Origin of the sequence: Streptomyces sp. NPDC101227, assembly GCF_044767545.1 — a bacterium.
GTDB lineage: Bacteria > Actinomycetota > Actinomycetes > Streptomycetales > Streptomycetaceae > Streptomyces.
Window position 1 is genome coordinate 99,368 of sequence record NZ_JBIWOD010000011.1, and the last position, 16,364, is coordinate 115,731.

Genomic DNA, 16,364 nt, shown 5'->3' on the forward strand with positions numbered 1-16,364 from the left:
GGCGCGGACAGGACGCCGCTCCTAGCGGAAGATCCCCGTGTGGCCCAGGGAGTACCGCCCCGGCTGCGGATACACCGCCAGCCCGTGGGGGCCCTGGCCCACGGGGATCTTTGCGAGCGTCTTGCCGGTACGGGTGTCCAGCGCATAGACCTCGGAGTTGTAGCGCCCGGACAGCCACAGCACCTTGCCGTCCGCCGAGACCCCGCCCATGTCCGGGCTGCCGCCGCCGGGGATGTGCCATTTGTCGACCAGGTCGCCGGTCTTGAAGTCGAGCAGCGAGATGGATCCCTCGCCCCGGTTGGAGATGTACATCTTCTTCGAGTCGCGGCTGACGTAGAGGCCGTGGGTGCCCTTGCCCGTGGGCAGCAGCCGCGGCCTGGTGAAGCGGTCCCCGTCCAGGACCCATACCCCGTCGGCCATCATGTCGGCGATGTACCAGGTCTTGCCGTCGGGGGAGATCTTCACATCCTGCGGCATCGCGCCCTCGAAGGGCAGCTTCTCCTGCCCGATGACCTTCATCTTCTCGGTGTCGACCTTGAGCAGTTCGCCGGAGAACTCACAGGAGACGATGAAGTACCGCCCGTCCGGCGAGAAGTCGGCGTGATTGACGCCCGCGCAGCTCACCGGCAGGGTCTTGCGGATCTCCATGCTGTGCGGGTCCCGGAAGACCAGCTGCCGGTCCATCGAGGCCATCACGACCGCGTACTTCCCGTTGGGCGTGAAGTAGAGGTTGTAGGGATCGTGGACCTTGACGGGCTTTCCCGCCTCGCCCGTGGCGGGGTCGATCGGGGTGAGGTCGTGCCCCCGGTTGTTGTTGACCCAGAGCGTCTTCATGTCCCACGACGGCACCACGTGCTGCGGCTGCACACCGACCGGGATCGTCTCGATCACCTTGTACGTCTTCGGGTCGATGACGCTGACCGAATCGGATCCGGTGTTGGGCACGTACACCCGCGAGGGGAAGTCCCGCACCTGCCGCGCCAGCTTGTTGGGCCGGTCCGCGGCGTAGAGGTCGCCCTCGTCCATCAGCGGCGGCATCCCGGGCAGGCCCGGCCGGACGGCCTTGGCCTCGGACGGCTTCGCGGGGCGCGGGCTCTCCTTGGCGGCCTTGGTCTCGCCGCCGCCGGAGCAGCCCGCCGCCACCAGCGCGCACGCCACGGCGAGCAGCGCGGCCCGGCGGCCGGGGCGGGGGGATCTGCGGACGGGGGTACGGTTCCGGTCAGCCATCAGGTCACTAGCTCCGTTGTCGTCACCGCGCGCAGCCCGCGGCGGCTCAGTCCGTCGAGGATCGGGGGCAGCGCGGCCACGGTGCCGGCGTGCCCGAGATGGAGGCTCACGACCGAGCCCGGCCCGACCCGTTCCAGGACCGTGCGCCGGACGGCCGCGGCACCGGGGTCGTCGGAGTCGAGGGAATCCACGTCGTAGGACAGCACGTGCGGATAGCCGGCCTGACGGGCCAGCCGGGTCACCAGATCCGTGGCCCGCCGGGCCTGCGAGGGCCGGAACCAGCTGCCGATGCTGCCAGTCAGCCGCCGCAGCCGGTCGGCGCACCGGCTGATCTCGGCGTATGCGGCGTCCTCGGGCAGGGCGCAGATATTGCGGTGATGCATCGTGTGATTGCCCAGCTCATGGCCGCCGTCGAGGATCCGGCGGGCCATCGCGGGCTGCTCGTCCAGCCAGTCGCCGACGGCGAGCACGGTCACCCGGGCGCCGGCCCGCTCGGCCTCGCCCAGCAGGGCGGTGGCCAGCTTGGGGTCGCCCCTGCCGTGGAAGGTCAGCGCGACCGCCCGGCCGTCCCGCGGCCCGTGCGCGATCTGCACGGGCTGGCCGGGCACCCGGGTCGGCGGCCGGGCGGCGTGCGCGGGCGCTGGGCCGGGCGCGCTCGTCCCGGCGGGGTGCGGGGGCGTGGAGACCCGTACGGCCGTGGCGTCCGGACGGGCCCGGGCACAGCCCGAGGCGAACGCACCGGCGGCCGCGGCCGCGGTGGCCGCGCGCAGCACGGAGCGACGAGCGAGAAAGGTCACCACACCATTACAGTGGCAACTATCCGAATTTGAGGTTATCTGCCTGATTTATCCGGGTGCGTGTCGCCTGAGGCAACCGCCGGCCCGGCGCTCACGCGGGCCAGGCCCCCGCGAGCATCGCCCGGGTGTCCGCGAGGAGTTGGGGCAGCACCTTGGTGTGGCCGACCACCGGCATGAAGTTGGTGTCGCCGCCCCAGCGCGGCACGACGTGCTGGTGGAGATGCGCCGCGATCCCGGCTCCGGCGACGGTTCCCTGGTTCATCCCGATGTTGAAGCCGTGCGCCCCGGACGCGGTCCGCAGCGCGGTCATCGCGCGCTTCGTGAACTCCGCGAGCTCCAGGGTCTCCGGGCCGTCCAGCTCGGTGTAGTCCGCGACATGCCGGAACGGGACCACCATCAGGTGCCCGCCGTTGTACGGATACAGATTCAGCACCGCATAGACCCGCTCGCCGCGCGCGATCACCAGACCGTCCTCGTCGGACTTCGCGGGGATCGTGCAGAACGGGCAGCCGTCGTCGGCCCCCGGGCCGCTCGGCTTGTTCTCGCCCTGGATGTAGGCCATCCGGTGGGGCGTCCACAGGCGCTGAAAGGCGTCCTGCGTCCCGACTCCGATCTGCTGTTCCGGCTCGCTTGTCATACGGGCCAGCATATTGCGTCGCCCTTTGACAGCGTGTCGTTGGGGCGCACCTCACGGCGGGCTCCGCGATGCTGTGCCGGTGGACAGGGAAGCGCGACTTCAGGAGTGGGAGAAGAACGCCGAGCCGTATCTCTTCGTCGCCTCCCTCCTCTTCCTGACCTCCTACGCGGTCCGGGTGCTGATCCCCGGCCTCTCCCCCGGCTGGCACGCCTTCTGGGTGACCGTCACGGCCGTGAGCTGGGGCGTTTTCGCGGCGGAGTACCTCGCGCGGCTTGCGTACAGCCCGGACCGGAAGCGCTTTGTGCGCACCCGCTGGCTGGACCTGATCGTGACCGTACTGCCGCTGCTGCGGCCGCTGCGGATCGTCGATATGCACGAGCGGATGCAGCGGCGCCGGGACCATCCACGGCTCGCCCTGGAGACGCGCGTGATGACGTACGCCGGGCTGACCTCGCTGCTGCTGGGATTCGCCGCCGCGCTGGCCGTCTACCACGACGAGCGCGACGCCCCGCACGCCGACATCCGCACCTTCGGCGACGCGGTGTGGTGGGCGGCCTCGACCCTGACGACCACGGGCTACGGGGACGCCACGCCCGTCACCGCACGCGGCCGGGTGACGGGGACGGGGCTGATGTTCGTCGGGGTCGCGCTGGTCGGAGCGGTGGTCGGCTCCTTCTCCTCCTGGCTGCTGCGGCGCTTCCGCCAGGACGGCGAGGCATGAGAAGGCCCCGGGGAGCGGATCGCTCCCCGGGGCCCGGGCTCACACAGCGGGCGTCACACCTGGGCGCGGCGCTCCACGATGTCCAGGATCTCGGCGATCGCCTCGTCGCGCGGGATGCCGTTCTTCTGCGAACCGTCGCGGTAGCGGAAGGAGACGGCGCCGGCCGCCGTGTCCTCGTCACCCGCAATGATCATGAACGGGACCTTGGACTTCTGGGCGTTACGGATCTTCTTCTGCATCCGGTCCGACGAGGAGTCCACCTCGATCCGCAGCCCCTTCGCCCGCGCCTTCTCGGCGAACTCCTGCAGATACGGCACGTGCGTGTCACCGATCGGGATGCAGGTCGCCTGCACCGGGGCCAGCCACGCCGGGAACGCGCCCGCGTAGTGCTCCAGCAGCACGCCGAAGAACCGCTCGATGGAGCCGAACAGGGCGCGGTGCAGCATGACGGGCTGCTGCTTGGAGCCGTCGGCCGCGGTGTACTCCAGGCCGAACCGCTTGGGCTGGTTGAAGTCGACCTGGAGCGTCGACATCTGCCAGGACCGGCCGATCGCGTCCTTGGCCTGCACGGAGATCTTCGGGCCGTAGTACGCGGCGCCGCCCGGGTCCGGGACCAGCGGCAGGCCCTGCTTCTCGGCGGCCTCGCGCAGCGCCTCGGTGGCCTCCGCCCAGTCCTCGTCCGAGCCGATGAACTTGTCCGACTCCGGGTCGCGGGTGGACAGCTCCAGCTCGAATTCGGTCAGGCCGTAGTCGCGCAGCAGGTCGAGCACGAAGGTGAGGAGCGTGTCGAGCTCCTCGGGCATCTGCTCCTTGGTGCAGTAGATGTGCGAGTCGTCCTGGGTGAAGCCGCGCGAGCGGGTCAGGCCGTGCACGACGCCCGACTTCTCGTAGCGGTACACGGTCCCGAACTCGAAGAGGCGCAGCGGGAGTTCACGGTAGGAGCGGCCGCGCGACTTGAAGATCAGGTTGTGCATCGGGCAGTTCATCGCCTTGAGGCGGTAGTTCTGCTCGTCGAACTCGATGGCCGGGAACATGCCCTCCGCGTAGTGCGGAAGGTGCCCGGAGATCTCGAAGAGGCGCTCCTTCGAGAGGTGCGGGGTGTTCACGAACTCGTAGCCGGAGACCTCGTGCCGCCGGCGCGAGTAGTCCTCCATCACCTTCCGGACGACGCCGCCCTTGGGGTGGAAGACCGCGAGGCCCGGGCCCAGCTCCTCCGGGAAGGAGAACAGGTCCAGCTCGGCACCCAGCTTGCGGTGATCGCGCTTCTCGGCCTCGGCGAGGAACTCCAGATACGCCTTGAGCTCGTCCTTGGTCGGCCAGGCGGTGCCGTAGATCCGCTGGAGCTGCTTGTTCTTCTCGCTGCCGCGCCAGTACGCGGCGGCCGAGCGCATCAGCTTGAACGCCGGGATGACGCGGGTGCTGGGCAGGTGCGGACCGCGGCACAGGTCCTTCCAGCACAGGTCGCCGGTCTTGGCGTCGAGGTTGTCGTAGATGGTCAGCTGGCCGGCGCCGACCTCGGCGGAGGCGCCCTCGGCGGCGTCCGCGGCGGACCCCTTGAGGCCGATCAGCTCGAGCTTGTACGGCTCGTCCGCCAGCTCCTCGCGCGCGGCGTCATCGCTGACCGCGCGGCGCGCGAACTTCTGCCCGCGCTTCTGGATCTCCTGCATCTTCTTCTCGATGCGCTTGAGATCGTCCGGGTGGAAGGGGGTCTCGACGTCGAAGTCGTAGTAGAAGCCGTCCTTGATGGGCGGACCGATGCCGAGCTTCGCCTCCGGGAACAGCTCCTGCACGGCCTGCGCCATCACATGCGCGGTGGAGTGCCGCAGAATGTTCAGGCCGTCCTCGGAAGTGATCTCGACGGGCTCGACCGCGTCGCCGTCGGCGATCTCGTACGCGAGGTCCTTCAGCTCCCCGGCCACCCGCGCGGCGACGATGCTGCGCTCGCCCTGGAAGAGGTCGGCGGCCGTAGTCCCCGTGGTCACCACGCGTTCTTCCCGCTCGGAATCGCGTTGGACGGTCACACGGACGTCTGACACCGGTCTCTCCTGACTCATGTCTCTTTCACGTCAGCGATTGCTGCGCAGCCGAATCGTACCGAGCCACCCGACCCGACCGCGAAACGGTTTGCCCGCGCACCGGCCGCGATGCGTGTTCCGCGCCGCCGTTCCTCGCCTCCGGCCCTTCATTCCTCGCCGCCGCACGCCTCCTCGAAGAAGTCGACATTCTCCTGGAGCGACTTCAGCAGCCGGTCCCGCTCCGCCTCGTCGACCTGTACGGGCGTGACATCGCAGCCCCCGGTGATCCGGCGGAACCCGCCCCGGCTCTCCAGCCGCCCGCTCACCCGGACCGGCAGCCCGACCAGATGCGCATGCCCGGCGATCCGGTAGTCCTCCTCCCCCAGCGCGACCCGCACCTGGACCACATCCGCCCCGGTGATCACCCGCAGCCGCACCGAGCCGGGACCGCCCGGCCGCTCCCTGCGCAGCCGGACGACCGCGCCGGTCACCCGTACCGGCAGCGAGGGCTCCTCCCGTACGTAGCGCTGGGCGGCCTGCTGCAGCGCGGGCAGGTCGCCGGGCGAGAACTCCACCGGCTCGGGGCGGGCCGCGAAGCCGACCGGGGTGCCCGCGGCCGGCGACCACTCCACCGTGATCCGGACCCCCTCCGCATCCCGCACCAGCGCGATCAGCGCCTGTGCCAGTTCATGGCAGACGCCCAGCTCCACGGCGGCGTCGAAGGCCTCCATCCGGCCGGTGGCGCGCTGAAAGTCGGTGGCGTCACGGATCGCATGCAGCGCCCGCTGCAGCCCGGACACGGCGCCGCGCCCGCCGAGAACCGGGACGAACGCCGTCAGCCGGCTCCCCGCCGAGACCGGCCCGACCAGCACCTCGCCCAGGAATCCCTCCGCCTTCCGCTTGTGCCGGGCGCCGTAATAACCGGCCCGGGCATAGGTGCCCAGCGCCCCGGCGATCAGCATCGAGCGGGCCGCGCCGCGCAGCTGCTCCTGCGCCACCCAGTGCGCCGCCCCCGACCCGTCGTCCGGGACCCCGCGCTCCCAGCGCACCTCGTCGCTGGGCACCGCGAGCCCCACCAGCACCTCGCGCGCGGACGGTACGGGGCTCTGCGCCAGCGCCGCCAGCGCCTCGGCCAGCAGCTCCGAGCTGTCGGGATAGCGGCGGTCGTGCGGCACCAGCAGGCTGGCGTCGCTGCGGGTGCCGGGCGGCGTCCACCGGGCGAAGTGGCCGGCGGCCCCGCCCCTGCGCCGCCAGCCGTGCCGGGCCAGCAGGGCGCTGAGCACGCCCGGGTCGAGCTGCGCGGGATCCAGCAGCCGCGCCGCGTACTCGCCGGATGCGGCGTATTCGGCATATTCGGCATATTCGGGGTTTTCAGGAATTTGCCGGTCCATCAGGGTCTCCCTCCCGCCCCGACCCGCGTCATGATCTCGCAGAGCGCTCGGTCGTCGAAGATCCGCGTGGTCGGGATCCGCACAGTGGTCCTGCGCCGGCCGGTCACGGGGTGGCCGGCCAGATTGATCCAGTAGCAGCAGTGGCGCAGCGCGAGACGGTCGTGGCTCGCCCGCAGCCAGTCGTCCTGGGTCCGTGGCACCAGCATCACGACCAGGATCTTGTGCACCGACACGGGCGTACGGGCCAGCTTCACCAGGTGGTCGTTGTCGAGCGTGAAGGCGAAGGTGGGGCCCGGCGGGCGGGGGGCGGTCTGGTAGGTGCACTTGAGCTGCACCTTGATGGTGACCTCGTCGTCGACGGTGTGACCCGGCGCGGCGTGGCTGACGTGCCAGTCGATTCCGTTGTCCGGGAAGGGCTGTGCCAGGGAGCATCCGGAGGCGGCGGCGACCGCGTGCAGATAGCCCACCTGGAGGGTCTCCATGCAGGCAGTCGTGGCGAGTCCGCCGCGCTGCGGGGTGATGGCGGGCTGGGGGTACCTCGCGCCTGCGGGGGACAGCCCGCCCGGTTCGGGCTGCGCGATGGTCATCGCGGGTGCCTTCCGGGCCGTGCCGATCGATGCGTCGGGCCGACGGAGCGAGCGCGGGGACGACGCGGCCCGTCCCTGTGGTTGTCTCCGCGTCAAGTGGCCGTCAAACAAAGGACGGTTCGAGAAGGCGGCGGGTCGGGTATCACCAGCTCGGATGGCCCGCGTCGTCATCCACCCCACGAATGCGAGGAGTTGGGATGATGCCGCCCTGGTACGACGGTCCACTTGCTGCCTTCGACACCGAGACGACGGGAATCGACGTCGAGCGGGACCGCATCGTCTCCGCGGCCCTGGTGGTCCAGGAGACCCCGCGCTCCGCCCCCCGCATCACCCGCTGGCTGATCAACCCGGGCGTCGAGATACCCGAGGCGGCGACCGCGGTGCACGGCCTGACCGAAGACCATCTGGCCCTGCACGGCCGCTGGCCGGCACCGGTGCTGGAGGAGGTCGCGCGCGCCCTGGCCGCCCAGTCGGTGGCCGGCCGCCCGCTGGTCGTGATGAACGCCCCGTTCGATCTGACGCTCCTGGACCGCGAGTTGAAGCGCCATCGCGCCAGCTCGCTCGCCGCGTATCTGGGCGGGCACCCGCTCTGCGTCCTCGATCCCCGCGTGCTCGACAAGCACCTCGACCGCTACCGCAAGGGCCGCCGCACCCTGACGGACCTCTGCGCCCATTACGAGGTCGAGCTGACCGACGCCCATGAGGCGGCCGCCGACGCGCTGGCCTCGCTGCGGGTCGTACGGGCCCTGGGCAGCCGCTTCGCGACCAGGCTGGACGGCCTGCAGCCGGGCGAACTGCACACCCGCCAGGCGATCTGGCACGCCGCGCAGGCCCGGGGGCTCCAGGCGTGGTTCGACCGCAGCGGCACTCCCGAGGCCGTCGATCCCCATTGGCCGCTGCGTCCGGAACTGCCCGCGGTGGCCTGATTGCGTATCACCAATTCACGGCCATTCGAGGATTGCCGGCCGGCACGGCATTACGGCCGGTTCTCCGTCGGGATCCCAACGAAAAAGACCGGGCCGTCTATTGACGGCCCGGTCCTTGATCCCGGTGGGCGATACTGGGTTCGAACCAGTGACCTCTTCGGTGTGAACGAAGCGCTCTCCCACTGAGCTAATCGCCCGGGTGTCGGCGAGGTTTTCCCTCGCGAACGAGCAGAACAATACAGCCCTCCGCGGCCTTCCATCAAATTCCTCTTCCCGGCCGCCTCACCCCCGGGCCAGCCAGGCGGCCAGCCCACGGCGCCCGGCCCGCATCATCAGCGCGTGATTGACCCGGAACAGCGGCCGGCCCAGCAGCGCGAGCCGGCGCAGCAGCGGCTTGCAGACCTCGACGTCCTGCTCGAAGACGACCCGCGTCCCGCCGTGGCCCGGCCGGATCGTCCAGCGCGCCCAGCCGCCCATGTCCCCGCGCAGCGCTATCTCCAGCACACCCTTCCCGGGATCCCGTATCCGCTCGGTCGCCACGACCGTCAGGTCATAGGGGAGCCAGGAGCGGAACCGGGCCAGCCCGCTGTGGTCGTCGATCGGGGTCACCTCGCGCACCTGCGGCCACCAGCGGGGATAGGCCTCGGCCCGTTCGAGGACGGCGTAGACGACGGCGGGTGCGGCGTTGAGCAGCCATTCACTGCGGAAGCGGTAGCGGTGCAGTCGGCTCGACCAGTCGGGCATGATCCCAGTGTGCGCCCCTGGGCGGCCCGGGGGGCCAACAACCGCGACGGCCCGGAGACTTCGTGTCTCCGGGCCGTCTGCCGGGGTGGGCGATACTGGGTTCGAACCAGTGACCTCTTCGGTGTGAACGAAGCGCTCTCCCACTGAGCTAATCGCCCGGCGCACGGCCAACATTACCGCACGTCGGCGGGGGCTCCCGACCACCCGGGGATCACTCGCCGACGCTCCACGGCATCGCGAAGCCGAACTTCCACACATAGACCGCGAGCAGCGCGACGACGATCGCCAAGCCGATGCCGATGAGAATGATGTTGCGGCGCCGCACCTTGGGATCGAGCGCCTTCTGCGCCGCCTCGGTGACCTTCCGCTTGGCCCAGCGCAGTACCAGCTGGGCCCAAACGAATTCGGTTGCCCAGATCGCCATTCCGGCGAAGATCACCACCCAGCCGGGACCCGGGAGCGGCAGCATGATCACGCCGCCGACCACCACCGCCAGCCCGACCAGGAAGACTCCGACCTGCCAGCTCAGATGCAGCGGCCGGGAACGCTTGATGAAGTGCGGCGCCCGCGAACCGAGCGGTTGCTCAGCCGGTCCCGCATCCCCTTCGGCGCTTTCCGGCCCCCCGTTACTCTCCGTATTCATGTGGCCAACTTACCGGACGTCTTCCGTACGCCGGAATTACCGCCGAGGACGATCCCGCAATCCGCCGTAAGAGGTACGTGAAGCCACCCAAAACCGTCAGAGGGGTTTACAACGGCACCGTAGGTGGCATGTCGATTTCGCCGACGTGCGAATCCCCGAGCGCACACTGAGCGAAAGGCCCTGGCGCTTATGAACACCACGGTCAGCTGCGAGCTGCACCTGCGCCTCGTTGTGTCGAGCGAGTCCTCACTGCCTGTACCCGCGGGCCTGCGGTATGACACGGCCGATCCTTATGCCGTGCATGCCACCTTCCACACCGGAGCCGAGGAGACCGTCGAGTGGGTTTTCGCCCGCGACCTCCTCGCCGAGGGCCTGCACCGGCCCACGGGCACCGGAGACGTCCGTGTATGGCCGTCCCGGAGCCATGGTCAGGGTGTTGTCTGCATCGCCCTGAGCTCACCGGAAGGCGAAGCCCTGCTGGAGGCCCCGGCGCGGGCTCTCGAATCCTTCCTCAAGAGGACCGACGCCGCCGTACCGCCCGGTACGGAACACCGGCATTTCGATCTCGACACCGAGCTCTCCCACATCCTGGCGGAGAGCTGAGACGCACCACAGCCGCCCACCGCAACCACCCGCTCACACTTGCGACCGTCCGACTCGGGGAGACGGCGCAGGACCGACAAGTTCATACGGCACACTTCGGCGCCGTCGCCGCGGACCCACCGCGGAGACGGCGCCGAGGCTTGTTCCAGGCGCTAGAGTCGGCGACCATTCCGCAACGACACCGGGGACGGCGCCCGCCCGTTCCCCACTCGCCCAGGGAGCAAAACCGTGCTGATCACCCATGACACCCGGTGCGCCCTCGAAGCGGTCGTCGATCTGCTCAACACCGCCCCGGAGGGCGACGCCCCGGACGCGCCGGACACGCTGACGGGTCTCGCGGCGCTCGAGGAGTTCGTACAGCGCAACGACATCAGCGACGTGGGCGTCCTCGGGGAGGCCGATCTGGCGGCCGTACGGGCGCTGCGCGCGCGGCTGGCCCAGGTCTTCGCGGCGCAGGACGACCGCGAGGCCGCCGAGCTGCTGAACACGCTGGTCGCCTCGGCCGGCACGACTCCGCAGCTGACCGATCACGACGGCTACAACTGGCACGTCCACTACTTCGCGCCGGGCGCCTCCCTCGCCGATCACCTCGCCGCGGACGGCGGGATGGCGCTGGCCTTCATCTTCGTCGCCGGGGAGCGCGAGCGGCTGCGGCACTGCGAGGCACCGGACTGCCGGCATGCCTTCGTCGATCTCTCCCGCAACCGCTCCCGGCGCTACTGCGACAGCCGCACCTGCGGCAACCGGCTGCATGTCGCCGCGTACCGGGCCCGCCAGCGGGATGCGGCGGGTTGAGGGACCCTGCGACGGTTCGGCGGCGTGGCGCCGGCACGCGGCGGCTCACAGGATGTAGAGGTCGTGTACGGCGCCGAGGAGGAGCAGGAAGCCGATGATGCCGAGGAAGAGCATCAGCGGTGGCTGGGACAGCGCGAAAAGACAGCCGCGCGATTCGGTGGCCGGGGCGTTCTCCCGGGGCAGGGCGCACTCATCGTTCATCTCGCGCGCATCATGGCGCAGATGATCGTCTTCGTGCGCCCAATATCCGCCTCAGCAGCGGGAGTTCATCAGATCCCGTGCTTTTTCAGGATCGCTTCGATGTCCGAGAAGTCATCCTTCGGTGCACCGCCCTTGCCCTTGGCCTTGGCTTTCTCGGCCGGCTTCGCGGCCGGCTGAGCGGCGCCGCGGGCGGTGGTGAGGGAGGGCGTGGAGGCGGCCGGCGCCACCACGTCGTGCCCGGCTGCCGCGGCGGCCTTGCGCTCCTTGCGGCCGCCTGCGCCGCCCCTGCGGCGCTCCGCCATCCTGCTGATCATGAACAGCAGGGCGGAGAGAGCGAGCACGCCGAATCCGGCCCAGACCGTGGGCTTGAAGACGATGTTGGTGACCCAGTCGATGACGCCCGTCATCACCAGGCCGACGGGAATCAGCGAGAACGCCGCGATGCGGGTCGCGGCCAGGAACCGCTTGCGGTAGGCCGTCAGCGCGGCGATGCCCAGGCCCGCCGCCGACACCGCGGCACAGACGGTCGACGTCAGCATCCGGTCCTCCTGCCGGTGGATGGCCGAGCGCGCGGGGGACTCCGAAGCGCGGCTCGATGTGTTCCCCTCCATCCTGCCCTGTCGCGCGCCCGAACGGACATGTTCCGCCCGGCTTCAGGGACATCTCGGGGTCGGCCTCCTCCGAAGGTGCCGGTTCGGGCTCCGGTGCCCGGGCTGGAAGACTGATCCCATGAACGATGTGACAGCCTCCGGCCCCGCCCGCCCCCAGCGCCCCGTCCTCGACGTGTGGTGCGAGCTGGAGTGCCCCGACTGCCATGCCGCCCTGGACGACCTGCGGACGCTGCGCGAGCGCTACGGCGACCGGCTGGACATCCGGCTGCGCCACTTCCCCCTGGCCAAGCACAAGCACGCCTACGCCGCGGCCCAGGCCGCCGAGGAGGCCACCGAACAGGGGCAGGGATGGCCGTACATCGAGGCCGTGCTGGCGCGTACCGGGGAGCTCGCCAAGGGCGGCGAGAAGCTGCTGCTGGAGGTGGCCGGTGAGCTGGGCCTGGACGCCGAGGAGATGGACACCGCGCTGATCGACGGGCGGCATCTGCTGATCGTCGACGCGGACCAGGCGGAGGGCAAGGCGATCGGTGTGACCGGCACCCCGACGTATGTGATCGGCGGCGAGCGGCTGGACGGTGGCAAGAGCCAGGAGGGGCTGCGCAGCCGCATCGAGGAGATCGCCGACCGGCTGCTGGCCGAGCAGGGCTGACCCGCCCACCCCCCGGCCGCGGGTCACAGGATCCGCTTCCCCAGCTCGTACACGGTGGGCCGGTAGCCCAGCGAGCCGTACAGCGCGAGCGCGGGGGCGTTGTCCGCATAGGCGTTGAGCCCCAGCACCGGCCGGCCCGCCGCGAGGCAGACGCGCTCGGCGACGAGCATCAGCGTCCGGCCGTGGCCCCGGCCGCGGTGGCCGGGGTCCACCGTCACATCGATGACATAACCCCCGGGATGCCCGGGGATCTCGACCGCGACCCAGAGCGTGCCGACGTCCACCCCGCGGTGCGAGAGCACCCGCAGCGCATGGCCCCGCGTCTTCGCGCCGTCCGGCAGCATCGCGGCATGCCCGTCGTACGACGCCCGCTCGGCCCGTTCCCGGGGCACGCCCAGGCCCGTCTGCACCCGGATGTGCTCGGCGATCGCCGCGTCGCGCCAGGCCGGGTACTCCGACGCGCTCATCCGGCGCTCGTGGCTGGCCTCGGGGAGCTCGGGCGGCACGTCCAGCGGCTTGGTCATCTTGCGGCTGCGCTCGGTGTATCCCAGGGCGGCGGCCAGGCGCACGGCGGCCTCGGCATCGGCCGGGACGCTCACCTCGATCCGCTTGCAGCCCCAGCCGCGCAGCACTTCCTCGGCGGCGAGCGCGGCGACGGTGGCGCGGCCGCGGTGCCGGTCGGGCCGGTCGATGTCCAGCGCCTCGATCCGGCCGGCGACCGGCCCGAACCGGGCGTCGGTGGTCAGCCGGATCCCGCCGACGCGGCGGCTGTTGACACAGACGTCGTACGAACGGGCCCGGCCGCCGTCGTCATGGCGTTCTTCGGGTCCCGCGGGGCGCAGCGTAGTGGTCACGGGAACTTCCTACCCTGCGACGCGGACCACGCATCACCGCGGCGGCACCGGGACCTCCACGGGCCCCGGGGCCTCACCGGGGATCGAAGTCCGCGGCCGCCTGCTCGTCGAAGATCCGCATGGCCTCGGCCGTCACCGGGCCCGGTCCGTCGGCCAGTTGGCGGCCGTCGATGCGGGTCACCGCCTGGACGTCGCGCAGCGTGGAGGTCAGGAAGATCTCCTCGGCCCGCTCGAGGGCGTCCAGCGGCAGATCGGTCTCCTTGGCGCCCGCCCAGGTGACCGTCAGGGCGCGGGTGATGCCGGCCAGGCAGCCGGAGTGCAGCGGCGGGGTGTGCAGCTCGCCGTCCAGGACGACGAAGACATTGGAGCCGGTGCCCTCGCAGAGCGCGCCGACGGTGTTGGCGAAGAGCGCCTCGGAGGCGCCCAGTTCACGGGCGCGGGCCAGCGCGACGACGTTCTCGCCGTACGAGGTGGTCTTCAGGCCGCTGAGCGCGCCGCGTTCGTTACGGGTCCAGGGGACGGTGACGGCGGCGGTGGCGTCCGGCCGGCGGTGGGTCTCGGAGGCCGCGACGACCAGCGTGGGGCCGCTGTCGCCGCGGTCCGAGCCGAGCGGGGAGAGGCCGCCGGTGTAGGTGATCCGCAGCCGGCCCAGCGCCATCGGGTTGGCTTCCAGGACCGCCACGCAGCCGCGCCGTACCTCGTCGAGATCGGGTTCGGGCAGGCCGAGCCCGCGCGCCGAGGTGGCCAGGCGCTCGAGGTGCCGGGTGAGGGCGAAGGCACGTCCGTGGTCGGCCTTGATGGTCTCGAAGACCCCGTCGCCGACCGTCAGCCCGTGGTCGAAGACCGAGACCCGGGCGCCGTCGGCGTCGCGCAGTCCCCCGTCGAGCCAGATCTTCATCGTCGCTTTCCTCCGCTCACTTCGTGCACGCCCGACGCTACCGCGAGCAGCCGTTCCGCCTTCAGCTCGGTCTCGGCCCACTCCCGCTCCGGGTCGGAATCCCAGATGATCCCGGCACCGGCGCCGAACCGCAGGACGGGCCCGCCGGGCGCCGTGCGGTCGATCCAGAACGTGCGGATGCCGACGTTGAGCTCGCCGGTGCGGCGGTCCGCGTCGACCCAGCCGATACCGCCGCAGTACGGGCCGCGGGGCGCGGTCTCCAGCTCGTCGATGATCCGCAGCGCGCTGGACTTGGGGGCGCCGGTGACCGAGCCCGGCGGGAAGGTGGCGGCCAGCAGATCCGCCCAGGCCGTCTTCTCGTGGGCCTCGGCCAGTTCGCCGCGCACCGTGGAGACCAGGTGGACGAGGCCGGGGTGCGGTTCGACGGCGCACAGTGCCGGGACGGTCACCGTGCCGGTGGCGCAGACCCGGCCGAGATCGTTGCGGACCAGGTCCACGATCATCACGTTCTCCGCCCGGTCCTTCTCGGAGAGGTCCTCGGCTGTCCTGCCGGTCCCCTTTATGGGCCCGGACTCGACCGTCCGTCCGTCACGGCGCAGAAACAGCTCCGGTGAGGCGGAGGCGACCTCGACGCCGTGCGCGGGCAGCCGGATCGTGCCCGCGTACGGGGCGGGGTTGCCGCGGGCCAGCACCGCGGACAGCGCGTCCACGTCGCTGCGGGCCGGGTCGGGCAACGGAGCGGACAGCACCCGGCAGAGGTTGACCTGGTAGACCTCGCCCGCCGCGATGTATTCGCGGACCCGCCGCACGCCGTGGGTGTAGGCGTCGCGGTCCATGGAGCTGTGCCAGTCCTCGCGGGCGGGGCCGGTCCAGCCGCCGGGGACGGGCTCGTCGGCGGTGGTGGCAGGGCGGACGTCGCCGAAGCGGGCGCAGACCACGCCCCCTTCGAAACCGGCGACCACGGCCCACCAGCCCTCGGAGTCCAGGGCCGCGGGATCGGTGGTGACATCGCGCAGGTCGGTGGCTATCAGGCCGCCGAAGCGGGCCAGGGGAGGGAAGTCGCGCACGTCACCGAGTCTATGGCGGCGGCCCGGCCACTGCCTTGGCCGAGCGTGCAGCGCAGCACGCTGCACAAACGCGTTTTTGTACTGGCCCCGGAATCCGCTAGAGTTCAACACGTCGCCGGGACGCAGCAGCGCCCCGGAGGCCAAGTAGCTCCCGGACGTAGTCTGGGAGAGACACCTGCGGACGTAGCTCAGTTGGTAGAGCACCACCTTGCCAAGGTGGATGTCGCGAGTTCGAGTCTCGTCGTCCGCTCGATGTGGGGGATCTTCCCGAACCCCCTCACTCCTGGTGGAGTGGCCGAGAGGCGAGGCAACGGCCTGCAAAGCCGTCTACACGGGTTCAAATCCCGTCTCCACCTCCAAGGACGATTAGCTCAGCGGGAGAGCGCTTCCCTGACACGGAAGAGGTCACTGGTTCAATCCCAGTATCGTCCACTGGTCCGGCCTCGCCGGGCCCCCGCGCGATTAGCTCAGCGGGAGAGCGCTTCCCTGACACGGAAGAGGTCACTGGTTCAATCCCAGTATCGCGCACGCAGTGCTCCGCGGCCCCCGGCCGCGGTCCCGAGGACGATTAGCTCAGCGGGAGAGCGCTTCCCTGACACGGAAGAGGTCACTGGTTCAATCCCAGTATCGTCCACACCTGAGCCAGAGGGCCGGAGCGATCGCTCCGGCCCTCTGGCGTTGTTCAGACGCTTATCGGTCAGGAAGAGAACAGCATGTGGCCGAAGCTGCGGTGATGGCCGTGGTGTCCATGGTGGCCGTGGTGGCCCTGGTGCGGGGCGCCCCATGCCGGGGCTGCCGGGTAGGCCTGCGGGGCGGGCGGCGGGGGCGCCTGCTGGGTCCACTGCGCCTCGAGGCGGGTCAGCGACTCCAGCTCACCGTAGTCCAGGAAGATCCCCCGGCAGCCGGCGCACTGCTCGATCTGGACGCCATTGCGGTTGTACGTATGCATCGGTGCATGGCACTTGGGGCACTGCATCGTCGGCTCAACTCCTGTCATT

General features: G+C 70.7%; 19 protein-coding genes and 7 tRNA genes. 10 read left to right on the forward strand and 16 right to left on the reverse strand.

Translation table 11 applies throughout. The annotated features are described in order from the left end of the window. Positions 1-21: 21 nt before the first annotated feature. The 3 genes from ACIRPT_RS25165 to ACIRPT_RS25175 all read right to left on the reverse strand — a co-directional run bounded on the left by ACIRPT_RS25165 (position 22) and on the right by ACIRPT_RS25175 (position 2,673). Positions 22-1,227 carry a YncE family protein gene (locus ACIRPT_RS25165; RefSeq protein ID WP_403830796.1) on the reverse strand — a complete coding sequence of 402 codons (1,206 nt, stop codon included), beginning with the start codon at positions 1,225-1,227 and terminating at the stop codon, positions 22-24. Then, positions 1,227-2,024 carry a polysaccharide deacetylase family protein gene (locus ACIRPT_RS25170; RefSeq protein WP_403830798.1) on the reverse strand — a complete coding sequence of 266 codons (798 nt, stop codon included), beginning with the start codon at positions 2,022-2,024 and terminating at the stop codon, positions 1,227-1,229. Before ACIRPT_RS25170 ends, ACIRPT_RS25165 begins: the two co-directional genes overlap by 1 nt. 91 nt (positions 2,025-2,115) lie before the next feature. Further along, positions 2,116-2,673 carry an HIT family protein gene (locus ACIRPT_RS25175; RefSeq protein WP_403504686.1) on the reverse strand — a complete coding sequence of 186 codons (558 nt, stop codon included), beginning with the start codon at positions 2,671-2,673 and terminating at the stop codon, positions 2,116-2,118. A gap of 61 nt (positions 2,674-2,734) precedes the next feature. Here ACIRPT_RS25175 and ACIRPT_RS25180 point away from each other — a divergent pair, with 61 nt between their 5' ends. Then, positions 2,735-3,382, forward strand: coding sequence for a potassium channel family protein (locus ACIRPT_RS25180; protein ID WP_403504683.1), 648 nt, complete (start codon positions 2,735-2,737; stop codon positions 3,380-3,382). A 53-nt stretch (positions 3,383-3,435) separates the two neighbouring features. Here ACIRPT_RS25180 and thrS read toward each other — a convergent pair whose 3' ends face one another. The 3 genes from thrS to ACIRPT_RS25195 all read right to left on the reverse strand — a co-directional run bounded on the left by thrS (position 3,436) and on the right by ACIRPT_RS25195 (position 7,375). Beyond that, complete coding sequence (gene thrS, locus ACIRPT_RS25185; RefSeq protein WP_403504681.1) at positions 3,436-5,418, reverse strand: threonine--tRNA ligase; 1,983 nt, start codon at positions 5,416-5,418, stop codon at positions 3,436-3,438. 146 nt (positions 5,419-5,564) lie between these two features. Next, positions 5,565-6,788, reverse strand: a complete 1,224-nt coding sequence (locus ACIRPT_RS25190; RefSeq protein WP_403830802.1) for a hypothetical protein — start codon at positions 6,786-6,788, stop codon at positions 5,565-5,567. After that, positions 6,788-7,375 (reverse strand): DUF4365 domain-containing protein, encoded by a 588-nt coding sequence (locus tag ACIRPT_RS25195; protein WP_403504676.1) that lies wholly within the window; start codon positions 7,373-7,375, stop codon positions 6,788-6,790. Before ACIRPT_RS25195 ends, ACIRPT_RS25190 begins: the two co-directional genes overlap by 1 nt. Before the next feature lie 200 nt (positions 7,376-7,575). Between ACIRPT_RS25195 and ACIRPT_RS25200 the strand changes: the two genes are divergently transcribed. Continuing rightward, the gene (locus ACIRPT_RS25200) at positions 7,576-8,301 is read left to right on the forward strand and encodes an exonuclease domain-containing protein (protein ID WP_403831069.1); all 726 of its coding nucleotides are present in this window, start codon (positions 7,576-7,578) and stop codon (positions 8,299-8,301) included. Positions 8,302-8,426: 125 nt separating this feature from the next. On the opposite strand, the gene ACIRPT_RS25205 is transcribed toward ACIRPT_RS25200, so the two are convergent. The 4 genes from ACIRPT_RS25205 to ACIRPT_RS25220 all read right to left on the reverse strand — a co-directional run bounded on the left by ACIRPT_RS25205 (position 8,427) and on the right by ACIRPT_RS25220 (position 9,688). Then, positions 8,427-8,498, reverse strand: a tRNA-Val gene (locus tag ACIRPT_RS25205). Positions 8,499-8,583: 85 nt separating this feature from the next. Next, on the reverse strand, positions 8,584-9,045 hold the full coding sequence (locus ACIRPT_RS25210) for an SRPBCC family protein (RefSeq protein WP_403830804.1): 462 nt from the start codon (positions 9,043-9,045) through the stop codon (positions 8,584-8,586). Between the two features lie 86 nt (positions 9,046-9,131). Beyond that, a tRNA-Val gene (locus tag ACIRPT_RS25215) sits at positions 9,132-9,203 on the reverse strand. A gap of 53 nt (positions 9,204-9,256) precedes the next feature. Next, the gene (locus ACIRPT_RS25220) at positions 9,257-9,688 is read right to left on the reverse strand and encodes a TIGR02611 family protein (RefSeq protein ID WP_403830806.1); all 432 of its coding nucleotides are present in this window, start codon (positions 9,686-9,688) and stop codon (positions 9,257-9,259) included. Between the two features lie 189 nt (positions 9,689-9,877). Here ACIRPT_RS25220 and ACIRPT_RS25225 point away from each other — a divergent pair, with 189 nt between their 5' ends. Beyond that, entirely contained in the window at positions 9,878-10,291 is a 414-nt protein-coding gene (locus tag ACIRPT_RS25225; protein ID WP_003959770.1) for an SsgA family sporulation/cell division regulator, read from the forward strand. A 228-nt stretch (positions 10,292-10,519) separates the two neighbouring features. Beyond that, a complete protein-coding gene (locus ACIRPT_RS25230) occupies positions 10,520-11,086 on the forward strand; it encodes a CGNR zinc finger domain-containing protein (RefSeq protein WP_403830808.1) in 567 nt (188 codons plus the stop codon). 45 nt (positions 11,087-11,131) lie between these two features. On the opposite strand, the gene ACIRPT_RS25235 is transcribed toward ACIRPT_RS25230, so the two are convergent. After that, on the reverse strand, positions 11,132-11,287 hold the full coding sequence (locus ACIRPT_RS25235) for a hypothetical protein (protein ID WP_403504666.1): 156 nt from the start codon (positions 11,285-11,287) through the stop codon (positions 11,132-11,134). A gap of 68 nt (positions 11,288-11,355) precedes the next feature. Next, positions 11,356-11,826 carry a hypothetical protein gene (locus tag ACIRPT_RS25240; RefSeq protein ID WP_403830810.1) on the reverse strand — a complete coding sequence of 157 codons (471 nt, stop codon included), beginning with the start codon at positions 11,824-11,826 and terminating at the stop codon, positions 11,356-11,358. Positions 11,827-12,016: 190 nt separating this feature from the next. Between ACIRPT_RS25240 and ACIRPT_RS25245 the strand changes: the two genes are divergently transcribed. Beyond that, a complete protein-coding gene (locus tag ACIRPT_RS25245) occupies positions 12,017-12,547 on the forward strand; it encodes a DsbA family protein (RefSeq protein ID WP_403830813.1) in 531 nt (176 codons plus the stop codon). A 23-nt stretch (positions 12,548-12,570) separates the two neighbouring features. Here the strand turns inward: ACIRPT_RS25245 and ACIRPT_RS25250 are convergent, their stop codons facing one another. The 3 genes from ACIRPT_RS25250 to ACIRPT_RS25260 all read right to left on the reverse strand — a co-directional run bounded on the left by ACIRPT_RS25250 (position 12,571) and on the right by ACIRPT_RS25260 (position 15,366). Next, entirely contained in the window at positions 12,571-13,401 is an 831-nt protein-coding gene (locus ACIRPT_RS25250) for a GNAT family N-acetyltransferase (protein WP_403830815.1), read from the reverse strand. Between the two features lie 73 nt (positions 13,402-13,474). Then, on the reverse strand, positions 13,475-14,299 hold the full coding sequence (locus ACIRPT_RS25255; RefSeq protein WP_403830818.1) for an aminotransferase class IV: 825 nt from the start codon (positions 14,297-14,299) through the stop codon (positions 13,475-13,477). Then, positions 14,296-15,366, reverse strand: a complete 1,071-nt coding sequence (locus tag ACIRPT_RS25260) for a chorismate-binding protein (protein ID WP_403830821.1) — start codon at positions 15,364-15,366, stop codon at positions 14,296-14,298. Before ACIRPT_RS25260 ends, ACIRPT_RS25255 begins: the two co-directional genes overlap by 4 nt. Before the next feature lie 177 nt (positions 15,367-15,543). Between ACIRPT_RS25260 and ACIRPT_RS25265 the strand changes: the two genes are divergently transcribed. The 5 genes from ACIRPT_RS25265 (at position 15,544) to ACIRPT_RS25285 (ending at position 16,000) form a co-directional block, all read left to right on the forward strand. Beyond that, positions 15,544-15,616, forward strand: a tRNA-Gly gene (locus ACIRPT_RS25265). A gap of 35 nt (positions 15,617-15,651) precedes the next feature. Further along, positions 15,652-15,725, forward strand: a tRNA-Cys gene (locus ACIRPT_RS25270). A 1-nt stretch (position 15,726) separates the two neighbouring features. Then, positions 15,727-15,798, forward strand: a tRNA-Val gene (locus ACIRPT_RS25275). A 24-nt stretch (positions 15,799-15,822) separates the two neighbouring features. Further along, a tRNA-Val gene (locus tag ACIRPT_RS25280) sits at positions 15,823-15,894 on the forward strand. 34 nt (positions 15,895-15,928) lie between these two features. Beyond that, positions 15,929-16,000: transfer RNA gene (locus tag ACIRPT_RS25285), tRNA-Val, on the forward strand. 63 nt (positions 16,001-16,063) lie between these two features. Here the strand turns inward: ACIRPT_RS25285 and ACIRPT_RS25290 are convergent. Beyond that, positions 16,064-16,342: a zf-TFIIB domain-containing protein gene (locus tag ACIRPT_RS25290; RefSeq protein ID WP_403504648.1), complete on the reverse strand. Its 279-nt coding sequence runs from the start codon at positions 16,340-16,342 to the stop codon at positions 16,064-16,066. Positions 16,343-16,364 lie beyond the last annotated feature (22 nt).